Source organism: Pseudomonas sp. 58(2021), from assembly GCF_017491585.1.
In the GTDB taxonomy this organism is placed as follows: domain Bacteria; phylum Pseudomonadota; class Gammaproteobacteria; order Pseudomonadales; family Pseudomonadaceae; genus Aquipseudomonas; species Aquipseudomonas fluorescens_BT.
Genome location: NZ_JAFGYZ010000005.1, coordinates 197,288 through 216,510, shown reverse-complemented (window position 1 = coordinate 216,510; position 19,223 = coordinate 197,288). Strand labels below are relative to the sequence as shown.

At 64.8% G+C, this 19,223-nt stretch carries 2 protein-coding genes (1 of these 2 cut by a window edge); both read left to right on the top strand.

What is annotated here, in order from left to right:
• Positions 1-4,164 carry the end of a non-ribosomal peptide synthase/polyketide synthase gene (locus tag J5M72_RS08065; protein WP_207865062.1) on the top strand. The gene continues 8,247 nt to the left of window position 1, outside the view, so only the last 4,164 of its 12,411 coding nucleotides appear in the window; its start codon lies off the left edge, out of view; the stop codon is at positions 4,162-4,164.
• Positions 4,164-19,223: a non-ribosomal peptide synthase/polyketide synthase gene (locus J5M72_RS08060; protein WP_207865058.1), complete on the top strand. Its 15,060-nt coding sequence runs from the start codon at positions 4,164-4,166 to the stop codon at positions 19,221-19,223. The genes J5M72_RS08065 and J5M72_RS08060 overlap by 1 nt, the downstream gene beginning before the upstream one ends.

The following is a 19,223-nucleotide window of genomic DNA, read 5'->3' as shown; positions in this document are numbered from 1 at the left end:
AGCCAGCGTCTGTTGCTGGTGGTCCATCACCTGGTGGTGGATGGCGTGTCGTGGCGGATTCTGTTCGAAGACCTGCAAAGCGCTTACCGGCAGATCCAGTCGGGGGCGGCCGTGCAGCTGCCGGCCAAGACCAGTGCGGTGAAAGCCTGGACCGAAGCGTTGCAGGACTACGCCGGCAGCGCGCCGCTGCAAGCCGAGCTGGGCTTCTGGCAACAGCATCTGCAAGGCGCATCGAACACTCTGCCGTGCGACAACCCGCAGGGTGGCCAGCAACATTGCCAGGCCATGTCGATCCGCACGCCGCTGGACAAAACCCTGACCCGCCAACTGCTGCAAGAGGCCCCGGCGGCCTATCGCACCCAGGTCAACGACCTGCTGCTGACCGCGCTGGCGCGGGTGATGGTGCGCTGGACCGGTGACGACAATGTGCTGGTGCAACTGGAAGGGCACGGTCGTGAAGACCTGTTCGATCACGTCGACCTGACCCGCACCGTGGGCTGGTTCACCAGTCTGTTCCCGGCAAAACTGACCCCGGTCGCTGACCTCGGCGCGTCGCTGAAACAGATCAAGGAGCAACTGCGGGCTATTCCGAACAAAGGCATCGGTTTTGGTGCGCTGGCGCACTTGGGCGATGACCACGCCCGGGCCACCCTGCAGGCGCTGCCGACGCCGCGCCTGACCTTCAACTATCTGGGCCAGTTCGACGGCAGTTTCGAGGCCGGCGACGCAGCGCTGTTCGTGCCGACCAGCGAATCCGGTGGTGAAGAAGTCAACCTGCAAGGCCCGCTGGGCAGCCCGCTGGCCCTCGACGGCAAGGTGTTCAGCGGCGAGCTGGACCTGAGCTGGACCTTCAGCCGCGAGATGTTCGAACCGGCGACCATCCAGTGTCTGGCCGACGATTACCTGCAGGAACTGACCGCACTGATCGCCCATTGCTGCGACAGCGCCAACCGTGGCGTGACCCCGTCGGACTTCCCGCTGGCGACCCTGACCCAGGCCCAGCTCGACGTGTTGGCGCCGCAGCCTCAGGCCATCGACGACATCTACCCGCTGTCGCCGATGCAGCAGGGCATGCTGTTCCATACCTTGCTCGAACACGGCAACGGCGACTACATCAACCAGATGCGTCTGGACGTCGATGGCGTCGACCCGCAGCGTTTCCGCGCCGCGTGGCAAGCGGTGGTGGATGCCCATGACATCCTGCGCACCGGTTTTGTCTGGCAGGGCGATCTGGAGCAGCCGGTGCAAGTGGTGCAGCGTCAGCTCGAAGTGCCGTTCCGGGTACTCGACTGGAGCGGTCAGAGCGACGTTGATGCCGCGCTGAAAAAACTTGCCGATGAAGAACGTGCCCAAGGCCTCGACCTGAGCTGCGCACCGTTGCTGCGTCTGGTGCTGGTGCGCATCGCTGAAAATCGTCATCACCTGATCTACACCAACCATCACATCCTGATGGACGGCTGGAGCAGTGCGCAGTTGCTCGGCGAAGTGTTGCAGCATTACAGCGGCGCAGCGGTGCCGCGTCCGACCGGGCGTTACCGCGATTACATCGCCTGGCTGCAGCGTCAGGACGCCGCGAATGCCGAAGCCTACTGGCTGGCGGCGCTGGGCAATCTGCAAGAGCCGACGCGTCTGGCCGATGCCATCGCGCGGCCGAGTGCCGGTCTGCCGAGCGTCGGTTACGGCGATCATTTCCAGGTGCTCGATGCCAGCCTGACCCAGCGTCTGGGCGAGTTTGCCCGAGCCTCGAAAGTCACCGTCAACACCCTGATGCAGGCCGCATGGCTGCTGCTGTTGCAGCGCTACACCGGCAAGGCGTGCGTGGCGTTCGGCGCCACCGTTGCCGGGCGTCCGGCGGATCTGCCGGGGGCCGAGCAGCAGGTCGGTCTGTTCATCAACACCTTGCCGGTGATCGCCGCGCCACAAGCGCAGCAGAGCCTGGCCAGTTGGCTGCAAGGCGTACAGGCGCAGAACCTGGCGCTGCGCGAGTTCGAGCACACACCGCTGGCGCAGATCCAGCGCTGGGCCGGGCAGGGCGGTGACGCGCTGTTCGACAGCCTGATGGTGTTCGAGAACTACCCGATCGCCGAAGCGCTGGCGCAAGGCGCGCCGCAGGGCCTGCGATTCGGCCCGGTGGACAACCACGAGCAGACCAACTATCCGTTGACCCTGCTGGTGCATCTGGGCGCCGAGCTGTCGGTGCACTTCAGCTACCAGCGCGACCGTTTTGCCGACGCCAGCGTGGCGCAACTGGGCGCGCACTTGCAGCGTTTGCTCGAGCAGATGACCGAGGCGGGTGAGCGCTCGCTCAGCCAATTGCGTCTGATCGAGACAGTGCCGGTTTCCACCGACTTCGTCACCGATCTGTGCATCCATCAGAGCATCGCCCTTCAGGTCGCCGCGACCCCGGATGCGCTGGCCGTGACCTTCGCCGACACGCAGCTGACCTACGCCGAACTGGACGCCCGGGCCAACCGCCTGGCGCACAAACTGATCGAACTCGGCGTCGGCCCGGAGGTGCGGGTGGGCGTGGCGTTGCCGCGTTCCGAGCAGTTGCTGGTAGCACTGCTGGCGGTGCTCAAGGCCGGCGGCGCCTACGTACCGCTGGACCCGGACTACCCGGCCGACCGTGTGGCCTACATGCTCGAAGACAGCCGTGCGCGAGTGCTGCTGACTGAGCAAGAACTGGCGGCAACACTGAGCGTGCCGTTCGACACGCAAGTGTTGTTGCTGGATCGGATCGCGCTGGATGGCTATCCGGCTCAGGCACCGCAAACTGCGGTGACGCCGGACAACCTCGCCTACGTGATCTACACCTCCGGTTCCACCGGCAAGCCGAAAGGCGTGGCGATTGCCCATTGCAACGTCATGGCGCTGATCGACTGGTCGGCCAAGGTCTACCGCCGCGAAGACATTCAAGGCGTGCTGGCCTCGACCTCGGTGTGCTTCGACCTGTCGGTGTGGGAGCTGTTTGTGACGTTGGCCAACGGCGGCTCGCTGATCATCGCCCGCAATGCGCTGGAACTGCCGCAACTGCCGGCGCGGGATCAGGTGCGCCTGATCAACACCGTGCCGTCGGCGATCAACGCGTTGCAGCGCGCCGGGCAGATCCCGCCGGGCGTGCGGATCATCAACCTGGCGGGCGAGCCGCTCAAGCAAGGGCTGGTGGACGCGCTGTATCAGCAGCCGAACATTGAACACGTCTACGACCTGTATGGCCCGTCGGAAGACACCACTTACTCGACCTGGACCCGCCGCACCGCCGGTGGTCAGGCGCGGATCGGCCGGGCGCTGGATCACTCCGCCAGCCACTTGCTCGATGCCGATCTGCAAGCGGTGCCGCACGGGGTGTCGGCCGAGTTGTACTTGTCGGGCGCCGGCGTCACGCGTGGCTACCTGGGCAAAGCGGCGATGACTGCCGAGAAGTTTGTGCCCAATCCTTTCGCCCGCAATGGCGAGCGTCTCTACCGCACCGGCGACCTGATTCGTCAGCGCGAGGACGGCGAGCTGGAGTACATGGGCCGGATCGACCATCAGGTGAAAATCCGTGGTTTCCGGATCGAACTCGGCGAAATCGAAACGCGCCTGCTGGCGCAACCGGGCATCAGCGAGGCGGCCGTGCTGGCCGTCGAGGCCGAGGGCGGCGCACAACTGGTGGCTTACGTGGTCGCCCCACAACTGGACGTGTACGACGGGCAAGCGCAGCGACAACTGCGTGACGGACTAAAGACTGGCCTCAAGTCTTCGTTACCTGACTACATGATTCCCGCGCACCTGCTGTTCCTTGAGCAGTTGCCCCTGACCCCCAACGGCAAGCTCGACCGCAAGGCGCTGCCGGCGGTGGATGCCAGCCAGATGCAGGCCGCGTATGTCGCGCCGCAATCGGAGCTTGAGCAGCAGGTCGCGGCAATCTGGCAGCAAGTGCTCACCGTGGAACGCATCGGTCTGAACGATCACTTCTTCGAACTCGGCGGGCACTCGCTGCTGGCGGTCAATGTCGTGTCGCGCATCGCCCTGGAACTGGGCCTGGCGCTGACGCCGCAACTGCTATTCCAGCACCCCGTCCTCGGCGACTTTGTCGCTCGACTCGATACAGGAGGCGGGGCAATCAACGAACAGAAACTGAACAAGCTGGAAGCCCTGCTTGACGATATGGAGGAGTTCTGATGGACACGAGTGTTGCTTTGAGGATTGCCAAGCGCTTTATCACTCTGCCGCTGGACAAACGTAAGCTCTACCTGGAAAAGATGCTCGAAGAGGGCGTCTCGCCGGCGAACCTGCCGATTCCGGAAACTCGCTCAAGCTTCGAGGCGATCCCGCTGTCCTACGCCCAGGAACGCCAGTTGTTCCTGTGGCAGATGGACCCGCACAGCACCGCGTACCACATTCCCAGCGCCCTGCGGTTGAAGGGCCGACTGGATGTCGCGGCGCTGGAGCGCAGTTTCAACGCGGTGATCGCCCGCCATGAAAGCCTGCGCACCACGTTCGTCGAGCAGGGTGAAACCTTCTGTCAGAAGGTTCACGGGCAGATGCCGTTGAACGTCACGGTCGAGACGCTGGCGCCCGGTCAGGACGCTGACACCGCGATCAAGGCTTTCGTCGAAAACGAAACCGCACGCCCGTTCAACCTGCAACAGGGGCCGTTGTTGCGGGTGTCGTTGCTCAAGGTCGGCGAAGATGATCATGTGCTGGCGCTGATCCAGCACCACATCATCTCCGATGGCTGGTCGATGCAAGTGCTGGTCGGCGAGCTGATCAAACATTACGCCGCCGACACCGGCGGCCAGTCCCTGAGCCTGCCGCCGCTGGAGGTGCAATACGCCGACTACGCGATCTGGCAGCGCCACTGGCTGGAGGCCGGCGAGCGTGAGCGGCAGCTGAAATACTGGATCGACACCCTCGGCGGCGAACAGCCGGTGCTGGAATTGCCGATCGATCACCCGCGTCCGGCGGTGCAAAGCTTCCGTGGCGCGCGCCTCGATCTGAACTTGCCGACCGCACTGGGCGAGGCCCTCAAGCAACTGGCCCAGCGCGAAGGCGCGAGTCTGTTCATGGTGCTGCTGGCGTCGTTTCAGGCGTTGCTGCACCGCTACAGCGGCCAGTCGCAGATCCGCGTCGGCGTGCCGACCGCCAACCGCAACCGGGTGGAAACCGAAGGCCTGATCGGCTTCTTCGTCAACACCCAGGTGCTGAGCGCGGACGTCCACGGACAACTGCCGTTCAATCAATTGCTGGCCCAGGTCAAACAATCGGCGATGGCCGCCCAGGCCCATCAGGACCTGCCGTTCGAGCAACTGATCGAAGCCCTGCAACCGGAACGCAGCCTGAGCCACAGCCCGGTGTTCCAGGTGATGTACAACCACCAGGCGGTCAACGACCAGACCCAGCGTCAAAGCCAGGTGCAACTGCCGCAACTGAGTGTCGAGGACATCGTCTGGGAGGGCCGCACCGCGCAGTTCGACCTGACCCTCGGCACCTACGAATCCAGCGAAGGCGTGGCGGCGGAACTGACCTACGCCACCGACCTGTTCAAGCCGCAAACCATCGAGCGTCTGGCGCGCCATTGGCTGAACCTGCTGCACGGCATCGTCGCCGCGCCGAATCAGCGTGTCGGCGAACTGCCGCTGCTGGAAACCACCGAACATCAAGTGCTGTTGCAGGACTGGAAACGCGTGGTCGATCACGCCGCGCCGGCGCCCTGTGTGCAGCAACGCATTGCCCTGCAAGCCGCGCAGACGCCTGAGGCTACCGCGTTGATCATCGGCGAAGACCAACTGACTTACGGTCAGTTGAACGCCCGCGCCAACCAGCTCGCGCACAAGCTGATCGAACTGGACGTCGGTCCGGATCGACTGGTCGGCATTGCGGTCGAGCGCAGCGTCGAAATGATCGTCGGCCTGCTGGCGATCCTCAAGGCCGGCGGCGCTTATGTACCGCTGGACCCGGCGTATCCGCAAGACCGCCTGGCCTACATGATCGAGGACAGTGGCATCGAATTGCTGTTGACCCAAGCGCACTTGCAGACGTTGCTTCCAATCCCGGCCGGTCTTGCCACGGTGTTGCTGGATCAGCCGCAGGACTGGCTGGCGGCGTACCCGACCACCGTGCCTGACGTGGCAGTGAACGGCGAGCATCTGGCCTACACGATTTACACCTCGGGCTCGACCGGCAAGCCTAAGGGCGTGATGGTCCGCCACGCAGCCCTGAGCAACTTCGTCGCGAGCATGGTCGGGCAACCGGGCATCGCTGCGGCGGATCGCATGCTGTCGCTGACCACCTTCTCGTTCGACATTTTCGGCCTGGAAATCTACGGCCCGCTGCTGGCCGGCGCCGCCGTGGTGCTGACCGGCAAGGACGTGCATCAGGATCCGCAAGCGGTGCTCGAACTGATCGACCGCCACGGCGTGACCATGCTGCAAGCCACGCCTTCGACCTGGCGCATGCTGCTGGACCACGAACACGCCGGGATTCTCGACGGCCGCACTTTCCTGTGTGGCGGTGAAGCGCTGCCTCAGGAGCTGGCGCAACGCATGCTGGAGCGCTCGCCGAAGGTCTGGAACCTCTACGGCCCGACCGAAACCACGATCTGGTCGGCGCTGCATCCGTTGAGCGTGGACAACAGCCGTCCGTTCCTCGGCAAACCGATCGACAACACCGCGCTGTACATTCTCGGCAGTGATCTGGAACTCAATCCGCTCGGCGCGCCGGGCGAGCTGCTGATCGGCGGCGACGGTCTGGCGCGGGGTTATTTCCAGCGTCCTGCGCTGACCGCCGAACGCTTTGTGCCGGACCCGTTCTCGACCACTGGCGAGCGTCTGTATCGCACCGGCGACCTGACCCGTTACCGCGCCGAAGGCGTGATCGAATACATCGGGCGGATCGACCATCAGGTGAAAATCCGGGGTTTTCGCATCGAACTGGGCGAAATCGAAGCGCGCCTGCTGGCGCTCGACAGCGTGCGCGAAACGGTAGTGGTCGCCCAGGACGGCCCGACCGGCCCGCAACTGGTGGGCTACGTGGTGCCGACGTCCGGCGAGGTACTGGATGCCGACGGTGAAGCCGCGTTGCGCGCTGCGCTCAAGACCAGCCTCAAGGCTGAATTGCCGGAGTACATGGTGCCGGCGCACCTGCTGTTTCTCACGCAACTGCCGCTGACCCCCAACGGCAAAGTCGACCGCAAGGCCTTGCCGGCCCCCGACGCGAGCCAGTTGCAATCGACCTACATCGCGCCGCAGACCGCCACCCAGCACACCGTCGCCGACATCTGGCAAACCGTGTTGAAACTGGAGCAGGTGGGGCTGGGCGACAACTTCTTCGAACTCGGCGGCCATTCGCTGCTGGTGACTCAGGTCGTTTCGCGGGTGCGTCAGGCGCTCAACGTGCAAGTGCCGCTGCGCACCCTGTTCGAACACAGCACGCTGGTGGATTTCGTCGCCGCCCTCGGCGTCGAGCAGGCGCAGCAGGAGCCGCCGATTGTTGCGTTGCCGCGTCAGCAACCGCTGGCGCTGTCCTACGCTCAGGAGCGTCAGTGGTTCCTCTGGCAGCTGGAACCGACCAGCACCGCTTACCATGTGCCGGCCGCATTGCGCCTGCGCGGTGAACTGGACCTGCCGGCGTTGCAGCGCAGCTTCGATGCGCTGATTGCCCGCCACGAATCCCTGCGTACCTGCTTTGTCGAAGAGCAGGGCCAGACCCTGCAAGTGATCCAGGCTCAGGCAGCGCTGAACATCGCGGTCGAAAGCATCGACGGCGAGCTGGATGATGCCGCGTTGCAAGCCTTGGTCGCTGCCGAAACCCTGCACCTGTTCGACTTGCAGAAAGGCCCGCTGCTGCGGGTCAAACTGCTGCGTCTGGCGGCTGATGACCACGCGCTGATCATCACCTTGCACCACATCGTGTCCGATGGCTGGTCGATGGGGATCATGGTCAACGAGCTGGTGGCGTTGTATGCCGCGCACAGCGAAGGCAAGACCGCGCAGTTGCCGGGATTGCCGGTGCAATACGCCGACTATGCGGTGTGGCAGCGCCAGTGGATGGACGCCGGTGAGCGCGAACGTCAACTGAGTTACTGGACCGCGCAACTGGGCGACGGCGATCAGCCGTTGCTGGAACTGCCGACCGACCGTCCGCGTCCGCCGGAGCAAAGCTACCGGGGCGCGCGTCAGGACATCCCGCTGAGCGCCGAACTGGCCGCCGGCCTCAAGCAGGTCGCACAGCGGGAAAACGTCACCCTGTTCGCGCTGCTGCTGGCGTCGTTCCAGACTCTTCTGCATCGCTACAGCGGCCAGGCCGACATTCGCGTCGGTGTGCCGGTGGCCAACCGCAATCGGGTCGAGACCGAAGGCCTGATCGGCTTCTTCGTCAACACCCAGGTGCTGAAAGCCGAGTTCGACAGCCAGCAGACATTCCGCAGCCTGTTGCAGCAAGTGAAGAACACCGTGCTCGGTGCCCAGGCCCACCAGGACCTGCCGTTCGAGCAGCTGGTTGATGCGCTGCAACCGGAACGCAGCCTGAGCCACAGTCCGCTGTTCCAGGTGCTGCACAACCACCAGAGCCAGACCCGTCAGGCGCTGGGCGCGACGCGTCTGCCGAAGATCGAGATCGAAGGCCTGAGCTGGGTGTCGCATACCGCGCAGTTCGACCTGACCCTCGACACTTTCGAGTCGGCGGACAACGTCTGGGCTGAACTGACTTACGCCACGGACCTGTTCGACGCAGTGACCATGGAGCGACTCGCGCAGCACTGGACGAATCTGCTGCACGGCATCGTCGCCGATTGTGCCCAGCGCATCGCCGAACTGCCATTGCATGAGGCGGCCGAACGTCAGGCCACGCTGTTGCAATGGAACCCGGCCGTGGCCGATTTCCCGAGCGAGGCGTGCCTGCATCAACTGATCGAAGCTCAGGCCGAGCGTGCGCCGCAAGCGGTGGCCGTGACCTATTGCGAACAGACCCTGAGCTATGGCGAGCTCAACAGCCGCGCCAACCCGTTGGCCCACAAGCTGATTGCCAGCGGTGTCGGGCCGGACGTGCGCGTCGGTCTGGCGGTGGAGCGCAGCCTGGAAATGCTCGTCGGGCTGCTGGCGATTCTCAAGGCTGGCGGGGCTTATGTGCCGCTCGACCCGACGTATCCGGAAGATCGTCTGGCCTACATGATCGGTGACAGCGGCATCAGCCTGCTGCTGACCCAGAGTCATCTGCTCGGCCGTCTGCCAGTGCCGGACTCGGTGCGCAGCGTGATGCTCGATCAGGAAGGCGACGGCCTCGAAGGCTACAGCGACAGCAACCCGCAGGTGCGCATGAGCCCGGACAACCTGGCTTACGTGATCTACACCTCCGGTTCCACCGGCCAGCCGAAAGGCACCTTGCTCGCCCATCACAACGTGCTGCGTCTGTTCAAGGCCACCGATGCCTGGTTCGATTTCGGCCCGCAGGATGTCTGGAGCCTGTTCCATTCCTACGCGTTCGACTTCTCGGTCTGGGAGATTTTCGGTGCGCTGCTGTACGGCGGCAAACTGGTGGTGGTGCCGTACGAGACCAGCCGTTCGCCGGAAGATTTCTACACCTTGCTGTGCCGTGAAGGCATCACCGTTCTCAACCAGACGCCGTCGGCGTTCAAGCAACTGATGCAAGTGGCGTGTGCCCCGGCACACGCGGCGGCGCAACCGTCCCTGCGCTACGTGGTGTTCGGCGGCGAGGCGCTGGAGGTCAAGAGCCTGCGGCCATGGTTCGAGCGCTTCGGCGATCGGGTACCGCAACTGATCAACATGTACGGCATCACCGAAACCACGGTCCACGTGACCTACCGGCCGATCTCCCTGGCTGACTTGCAACGCGATGCCAGCAGCCCGATCGGCGAGCCGATTCCGGACTTGTCCTGGTATTTGCTCGACGGCGACCTGAACCCGGTGGTCAAGGGTTGCATCGGCGAGCTGTACGTCGGCCGCGCCGGTCTGGCCCGGGGGTATCTGAACCGTCCTGACTTGACCACGCTGCGCTTCATTCCCGATCCGTTTGCCGCCGATGGCGGGCGTCTGTACCGCACCGGCGACCTGGCGCGTTATCGCGCCGACGGTGTGATCGAATACGTCGGCCGGATCGACCATCAAGTGAAGATTCGCGGCTTCCGCATCGAACTCGGCGAGATCGAAGCGCAGTTGCTCGAACAAGCAGCCGTGCGTCAGGCCGTGGTGCTGGCGCAGCCGGGCCTCAGCGGTCAGCAACTGGTGGCGTACCTGGTGCCGAGCGAGGCCGCCTTGCTCGCCTCCGACGCTGCCGAACAGGGCCAGTGGCGTGACAACGTGCGGGCCGCGCTCAAGGAAAACCTGCCGGATCACATGATCCCGGCGCACCTGTTGCTGCTCGAGCAACTGCCATTGACCGCTAACGGCAAACTCAACCGCAGTGCCTTGCCGTCTGCGGATGCGAGTCAGGCGCAGCAGGCCTATCAAGCACCGCAAAGCGAACTGGAACAGCGTCTGGCCGAGATCTGGCAGGACGTGTTGAAGCTGGAGCGCGTGGGCCTGACCGACAACTTCTTCGAGCTGGGCGGCGATTCGATCATCTCGATTCAAGTGGTCAGCCGCGCCCGTCAGGCCGGCATCCGTCTGAACCCCAAAGACCTGTTCCAGCACCAGACAATCCAGCGTCTGGCGCTGGTTGCGCAGATGGGTGACAGCGAATCGACCGTCGATCAGCAACCGGTTACCGGCCCGGCGTTGCTGTTGCCGATTCAGCAGCAGTTCTTCGAGGACGACATCCCCGAGCGTCATCATTGGAACCAGTCGGTGCTGCTCAAGCCACGTCAGCCGCTGGCGGCCGAAAAGGTCGAACAAGCGGTGCGTGCGCTGGTCATCCATCACGATGCCTTGCGCCTGAGTTTCAGCCAGCAGGGCAGTGTCTGGCAGGCCGAACACCTGTCGGTCGATGCGTTGCCGCAAGACCTGCTCTGGCAGGAAGACATTGCCGACATCGCGGATCTTGAAGCCTTGGGCAATCGCGCCCAGCGCAGCCTCGACCTGCAGAACGGCCCGTTGCTGCGTGCGGTGCTGGCGAATCTGGCTGACGGCACGCAACGCCTGTTGCTGGTGATCCATCACCTGGCGGTGGACGGCGTGTCGTGGCGGATTCTGCTGGAAGACCTGCAAACCGCGTATCAACAAGCCAACAGCGGTCAGACCCTGGACCTGCCGGCCAAGACCAGTGCCTTCAAGGACTGGAGCGAACACTTGCAGCGTTACGCCAACAGCCCGGCGTTGCAGGAAGAACGGGCGTACTGGCAGGCCTGCCTGAGCGGTGTCAGCACCGATCTGCCGTGCAAGCGTCTCGACGCCGGCCAGCAGAACCGGTGGGCGCAAACCGTGCAGACCCGCCTCGGCGCGGAGCTGACCCGGCAGCTGTTGCAAGAAGCCCCGGCGGCCTATCGCACCCAGGTCAACGACCTGCTGCTGACCGCGCTGGCCCGAGTGATCGGGCGCTGGAGCGGGCAGCCGTCGACGCTGATTCAACTGGAAGGTCACGGTCGTGAAGAGCTGTTCGACGGCGTCGACCTGACCCGCACCGTGGGCTGGTTCACCAGCCTGTTCCCGGTGCGCCTGACCCCGGCCGAAGGCGCGGGGGAGTCGATCAAGCAGATCAAGGAGCAACTGCGCTCGATCCCGAACAAGGGCATCGGTTTCGGTGCGCTGCGTCACCTTGGTGATGCCGATGTGCAGCGCAGCTTGAAGGCGTTGCCGACCCCGCGTATCACCTTCAACTACCTCGGCCAGTTCGACGGCAGTTTCGAAGCCGATGACGGCGCGCTGTTCGCCCCCGCGCCGGACAATGCCGGTCTGGAGCAAAGCCCGGATGCGCCGCTGGGTAACTGGCTGACCCTCAACGGTCAGGTCTACGGCGGTGAACTGAGTGTCGGCTGGACCTTCAGCGAAGAACGCTTCGACAGCGCCACCATTGAGGCGCTGGCCCGCGATTACGCCGATGAACTCGCCGCGCTGATTGGCCACTGCCTGACCCCGAGCGTGGAAGGCCTGACCCCGTCGGACTTCCCGCTGGCCGGCCTGACCCAGGCACAGCTCGACAGTCTGCCGCTGCCGGCCTCGCAGATTGCCGACATCTATCCGCTGTCGGCGATGCAGCAGGGCATGCTGTTCCACAGCCTGTACGAGCAGACGTCCGGCGACTACATCAACCAGGTTCGCCTGGACGTCGAAGGCCTCGACCCGCAGCGCTTCCAGCAGGCCTGGCAGGCCGCGGTGGACAGCCACGACATCCTGCGCACCAGCTTCGTCTGGCAAGGCCGGGTGGCGCGTCCGGTGCAAGTGGTGCACAAGCAGCTGGAGATGCCGTTCAGCGTGCTCGATTGGCGTGACCGTAATGCCGATCCGGCAGCCCTGGATCAGTTGGCCGCCAGCGAGCAGGCGCAAGGTTTCGACCTGAGCCACGGCCCGCTGCTGCGCATGGTCGTGGTGCGTCTGGACGATCAGCGCTGCCACCTGATCTACACCAACCACCACATCCTGATGGACGGCTGGAGCAATTCGCAGTTGCTCGGCGAAGTCCTCCAGCGCTATGCCGGGGAAACCCTGCCGGCACTGGCCGGGCGTTATCGCGACTACATCGAATGGCTGCAACGCCAGGACGTCAAGGTCAGCGAACACTACTGGACCGCGCAACTGGCCAACCTGCAGGAGCCGACCCGTCTGGCCCAGGCGATTCAGGCCCAGCGCAGCGACGAGTCCCGTGCAGGTCACGGCGAGCGTTACGTGTTCATCGACGCCGAACAGACCCGGCGTCTGGGCGAATTCGCTCGCCAGCAGAAGGTCACGCTCAACACCCTGATCCAGGCTGCATGGCTGCTGCTGGTGCAGCGCCTGACCGGTCAGGAAAGCGTGGCGTTCGGCGCCACCGTGGCCGGTCGTCCGGCCGAGCTCAAGGGCGTCGAGCAGCAGATCGGCCTGTTCATCAACACCTTGCCGGTGATCGCCAGCCCGCGTTCGGACTACAGCGTCGGCCAGTGGTTGCAGAACGTGCAGGCGCAGAACATCGGCCTGCGTGAACACGAACACACGCCGCTGTTCGACATCCAGCGCTGGGCCGGGCAGAGCGGTGAAGCGCTGTTCGACAACATTCTGGTGTTCGAGAACTATCCCGTGTCCCAGGCCCTGGAAGAGGGCGCGCCACAGGCGTTGCGCTTTGGCGAGGTCAACAACCACGAGCAGACCAACTACCCGCTGACCCTGGCGGTGAACGTCAGCGATGAACTGTCGCTGCACTACAGCTACCAGCGCGGGCAGTTCACCGATTCGGTGATCGAGCAATTGAGTGCGCAACTGCACAACCTGTTGCAGCAAATGGTGCAGTCGAGCGATGCCATGCTCGGCGCGCTGGACTTGCTCGACACCGCCGACCGCCGCTTGATGGTCGAGCAGTGGAACGCCACCGGCATCGACTATCCGCTGGAGCAGGGTGTGCACACGCTGATCGAAGCCCAGGCCCTGCGCACCCCGGACGCGCCGGCGCTGGTGTTCGCCGGTCAGACGCTGAGCTACGCGCAGCTCAACGCCCGCGCCAACCAGTTGGCCCATGGCTTGATCGCCCGTGGCGTCGGCCCGGATGGGCTGGTCGGAATTGCGGTCGAGCGCAGCCTGGAAATGGTCATCGGCCTGCTGGCGATTCTCAAGGCCGGCGGCGCCTATGTGCCGTTGGACCCGGAGTACCCGCGTGATCGCCTGAGCTACATGATCGCCGACAGCGGCATCGGCCAGTTGCTGACCCAGCCGCACCTGCTGGCCAGCCTGCCGATTCCCGACGGCGTACAGACCCTGTGCCTGGAGCCGTCCGGTGCGGACTTCGCCGAGTGGCCGACGCACAATCCGCAGGTCGAATACGACGCCAGCAACCTGGCGTATGTGATCTACACCTCCGGTTCCACCGGTCTGCCGAAAGGCGCGGGCAACGCCCATCGCGCCCTGACCAACCGCCTGATGTGGATGCAGCAGGCCTATGGTCTGGACGCCAGTGACACCGTGTTGCAGAAAACCCCGTTCAGCTTCGACGTGTCGGTGTGGGAGTTCTTCTGGCCGCTGATGACCGGCGCCAGGCTGGTCGTCGCGGCACCGGGCGACCACCGCGATCCGGCGAAACTGATCGCGCTGATCAACGCCGAACGTGTCACCACGCTGCACTTTGTGCCGTCGATGCTGCAGGCCTTCCTGCAGGACGCCAATGTGGCGAGCTGCGTCGGTCTGAAACGCATTGTCTGCAGCGGTGAAGCGCTGCCGGTGGATGCGCAGGTGCAGGTGTTCGCCAGACTGCCGCAGGCCGGTCTGTTCAACCTGTACGGCCCGACCGAAGCGGCCATCGACGTGACCCACTGGACCTGCTGCGACGAAGGCCGCGATGGCGTGCCGATCGGTCAGCCGATTGCCAACCTGTCGACCTTCATTCTCGACAGCGGCCTCAATCCGCTGCCGGTGGGGGTGGCCGGCGAGCTGTACCTCGGTGGCATCGGTCTGGCCCGTGGTTATCACCGTCGTCCGGGGCTGAGCGCCGAGCGTTTTGTCGCCAACCCGTTCGCGGCCGGCGAGCGGATGTACCGCACCGGTGACCTGGCACGCTACCGCGCCGACGGCGTGATCGAGTACGTCGGGCGCATCGACCATCAGGTCAAACTGCGCGGTCTGCGGATCGAGCTGGGTGAAATCGAAGCGCGGCTGATGGAGCACGCTGCCGTGCGGGAAGCGGTGGTGGTTGCCCGTGATGTGCTGGGCAGCCAGCAACTGGTGGCGTACCTGGTGCCGAGCGATCCGGCGACTGTCGACGCCACCGATGCCGCGCGAAACGAATTGCACGACAGCCTGTCGACCTGGCTGGGCGCGAGTCTGCCGGACTATATGGTGCCGGCGCACCGGGTGTGGCTGGCGCAGATGCCGCTGAGCCCCAACGGCAAACTCGACCGCAAGCGTTTGCCGGCGCTGGCGTTCTCGGCTGCGCAGCAACACGTCGAACCGGCCAGTGCCATCGAACAGACGCTGGTGGACATCTGGAAAGACGTGCTGGGCCTTGAGCGGATCAGCACCACCGACAGTTTCTTTGCGTTGGGCGGCGATTCGATCATCTCGATTCAGGTGGTCAGCCGCGCCCGTCAACAAGGCATCGAGCTGAGCCCGAAAGACCTGTTCCAGCAGCCGACCATCCAGCAACTGGCCGCGCGTGCCCAAGCCACCGAAGGCACTCAGGCGCCGGTGGCCGTTTTGGTCGACATGCCGTTGCACGGTCTGAGCGAGGCGCAGATTGCCGAGCTGCCACTGCCGGAAGGGCAACTGGACGGGTTGTACCGCTTGTCGCCGATGCAGCAGGGCATGCTGTTCCTCGGCCTGAACTCGCCGGAGGCCGACCTCTACATCAACCAGGTGAGCATTCCGGTGCAGGGCCTGGAGCCGGCGCGCTTCAAGGCGGCGTGGGAAGCGGTGAGCCGCCGTCACGACATTCTGCGCACCGGTTTCCTCTGGCAGGACATGGCCGAGCCGCTGCAATTCGTGCTTGCCGATCCGCAACTGCCGGTGAGCCTGCTCGACTGGCGCGATCAGGATCACTCGGAACAAGCCTTGCAGGCACTGGCCGCCAGTGAACGGGCCAAGGGTTTCGACCTCGACCGTCCGCCGCTGCAACGCCTGACGCTGGTGCAAGTGGGCGAGGGCAGCTATCAGCTGATCTGGACCTATCACCACATCCTGATCGACGGCTGGAGCAGTTCGCAGCTGATCGGCGAAGTGCTGAGCCAGTATTCCGGCCAGCCACTCGCCGAAGCGGTGCCGTACCGTCGCTACATCAACTGGCTGCAACAGCAGGATGCCAATGCCAGCGAAGGTTTCTGGCGTGAACATTTGAGCCTGCTCGACGAGCCGACTTATCTTGCCGACGCCGTGGCGCGCACCGGCGAAGGTCGCGGTCACGAAGCGCTGTACAGCCGTCTGGGCGAAACCCGCACCGAACAGCTCAAAGCCTTCGCCCAGTCCCAGCAGATCACCCTCAACACGCTGGTGCAGGGGGCGTGGCTGATGCTGCTGAGCCGTTACAGCGGCCAGCGCTGCGTGGCGTTCGGCGCCACGGTGGCGGGGCGTCCGGCAAGTCTGCCGGCGTCGGAGTCGATCCTCGGTCTGTTCATCAACACCTTGCCGGTGATCAAGGACGTGCCGGCCGAACAGGCGGTCGGCCAGTGGCTGCGCGACTTGCAGGACTTCAACCTGGAAATGCGCGAGCGCGAATACACGCCGCTGTCCGACGTTCAGCGCTGGGCCGGACGGACCGGGCAGTCGCTGTTCGACAGCATCATCGTGTTCGAGAACCACCCGATCGATCAGGCGTTGCGCGAGTGGCGCGACGACTCGCTGAAGTTTGGCGAGAGCGCCAGCGCCGGCCTGACCAACTTCCCGATGGACCTGATGGTCACGCTCGAAGATGGCCTGGTGATCGAGTACATGTTCCTGCGCGAGCATTTCGACCGGGCGACCGTCGAAGGCATCCGCAGCAATATGGAAGGGCTGCTGACCGCACTCACCGAGGACGCTGCGCAACCGCTGGGCCGCATCGGTCTGCCGACTGCGAATGTCGCGGATTCGACGGCGGTTGCCGTGCGGCCGCCAGCGGTGGCGGTGCATCAGCGCATCGCTCAGTGGGCCGCGCAGCGCAGCGAGCAGACTGCCGTGGTTTTCAATGATCAGGCGTTCAGCTACGGCCAGATCGAGGCTCGGGCCAATCGTCTGGCCCATGCGCTGATCGCCGAGGGCGTCGGGCCGGAAGTGCGGGTCGGCGTGGCGTTGCCGCGCAGCGAGAACATGATTGTCGCGCTGCTGGCGGTGCTCAAGGCCGGCGGTGCCTACGTGCCGCTGGACGCGACCTATCCTCGCGAGCGTTTGAGTTATCTGATGCGCGATTCCGGTATCGCGCTGCTGCTCAGCGATTCGAGCCTGCGTCAGGTGATGCCAGCCCAGGACAACCTGCATGTGCTGGAGCTGGATCAACTGGACCTGAGCCCACAGCCGGATACTGCGCCACAGGTTTCTGTCGAACCGGGCAACCTCGCTTACGTGATCTACACCTCCGGCTCCACCGGCCTGCCCAAAGGCGTCGGCGTGGCTCACGGGCCGCTGGCGATGCACTGCGAGGCGATCGGTCAGCGTTATGAAATGAGCGCGGCTGATTGCGAATTGCACTTCATGTCGTTCGCGTTCGACGGCGCCCACGAGCGCTGGCTGACCACCCTGACCCACGGCGCGCGCTTGCTGATCCGTGACGACAGCCTGTGGACGGCCGAGCAGACCTGCAACGCCATGCATCAGCACGGCGTGACCGTGGCGGCATTCCCGCCGGTGTACCTGCAACAACTGGCCGAACACGCCGAGCAACACGGCAACCCACCGCCGGTGCGGATCTACTGCTTCGGTGGCGATGCGGTGCCGGTGGCGAGTTTCGAACTGGCCAAGCGTGCGCTCAAGCCGCGCTACATCATCAACGGCTACGGCCCGACCGAAACCGTGGTCACGCCGCTGATCTGGAAGGCCGGTGCCGAGGATGTCTGCGGCGCTGCCTACGCGCCGATCGGCAGCGTGGTCGGCGAGCGTTGCGGTTACGTGCTCGACAGCGATCTCAACCGTCTGCCGGTCGGCATTGCCGGCGAGTTGTACCTCGGTGGCGCGCTGGCCCGTGGTTATCTGGGACGCGCCGGCGGCACCGCCGAGCGCTTCGTGGCGAACCCGTTCAGCGCCGATGGCAGCCGTCTGTATCGCACCGGTGACCTGGTGCGCCAGCGCGCCGATGGCACGGTCGACTACCTCGGCCGGATCGACCATCAGGTGAAGATCCGCGGTTTCCGAATCGAGCTGGGCGAAGTCGAAGCACGCCTCAAGCAACAACCGGGCGTGCGCGATGCAGCCGTGGTCGCTCGCGAAGGCGTCAGCGGCAAACAACTGCTCGGCTATGTGTTGGCCGGTGCCGATGCGTCGGTGGACGGTCTGTGCGAACGCTTGCGCGAACAGCTCAAGGCCAGCCTGCCGGACTACATGGTGCCTGCGCACCTGATGTTGCTCGAGCGCATGCCGCTGACGCCGAACGGCAAACTCGACCGCAAGGCCTTGCCGGATCCGGACGCCGAACAGCGTCAGGATTACGTGGCCCCGCGCACCGAACTGGAAAAAGCCCTGGCGAAGATCTGGCAGGAGGTGTTGAAGATCGAACGCGTCGGCTTGACCGACAACTTCTTCGAACTGGGCGGCGACTCGATCCTCAGCCTGCAGGTGGTCGCCCGCAGCCGTGGGCTCAAGTCCCAGGGCCTGAGCCTGAAACTGCGCGACCTGATGCAGAAACCGAGCATCGCCGAACTGGTGGCCAGTGTTCAGGGGGCTGCCGAGAAGGCCTCCGGCCTGCTGGCAATGAACGCCGAGGTCAAGGGCCGGGCGCCGTTGTTCTGCATCCATGCCGGTTTCGGCACGGTGTTCGACTACGAGCCGCTGGCCCGTCGCTTGAGTGGTCAGCGCCAGGTGTTGGCGATCCAGTCGCGGATGTTGCTCGACCCGGCCTTCAGCGATACGTCGCTGCAAAGCATGGCGAGTGATTACGTGGCGCAGATCCGCGAGAAACAGCCGCAGGGGCCGTATCACCTGTTGGGCTGGTCGCTCGGCGGTACGCTGGCGATGCTGATGGCGGCGCAGCTTGAGCGGGAAGGGCAGCCAGTGAAGTTCGTCGGTCTGGTGGACAGCTTCGTGGCATCGGCGGCCATCAATGCCGGGGCCGTGGATGACTGGCGAGCCGATCTGCGTGACTTCCTGCGGGTCACTTTGCCGGACGCCGCGAACGTGGCCATCGACGGCGAGGAAACTACGCAGAACCTGCGCGCAGTGTTCAACGCCGCCATGGGCGCCGAAAGTGGGGCTTCGACCTACGTCGCGCTGGGGGCCGATGAGCTGGCCCATGTGTTCAGCGTGGCGCGCCGGCTCAAGCAGCTGTCGCTGCAGCTCGACCGCTGTCCGCCGCTGGCGGTGCACCCGGTTTGCTGGTGGACACTGGGCCGGGAAGAGGAGGCGGTCGAACTGGCGGCGCAACTCGAACAGCCGGGCATGGGTGGCGAATGGCTGGACTGCGGGCATTTCCAGATCCCGCGGGATGAAACTTTCCTGTCCGAGGCTGAAGAAATGCTCGGCGAGTTCGTTGAGTCAGTAGTCATGTCCTGA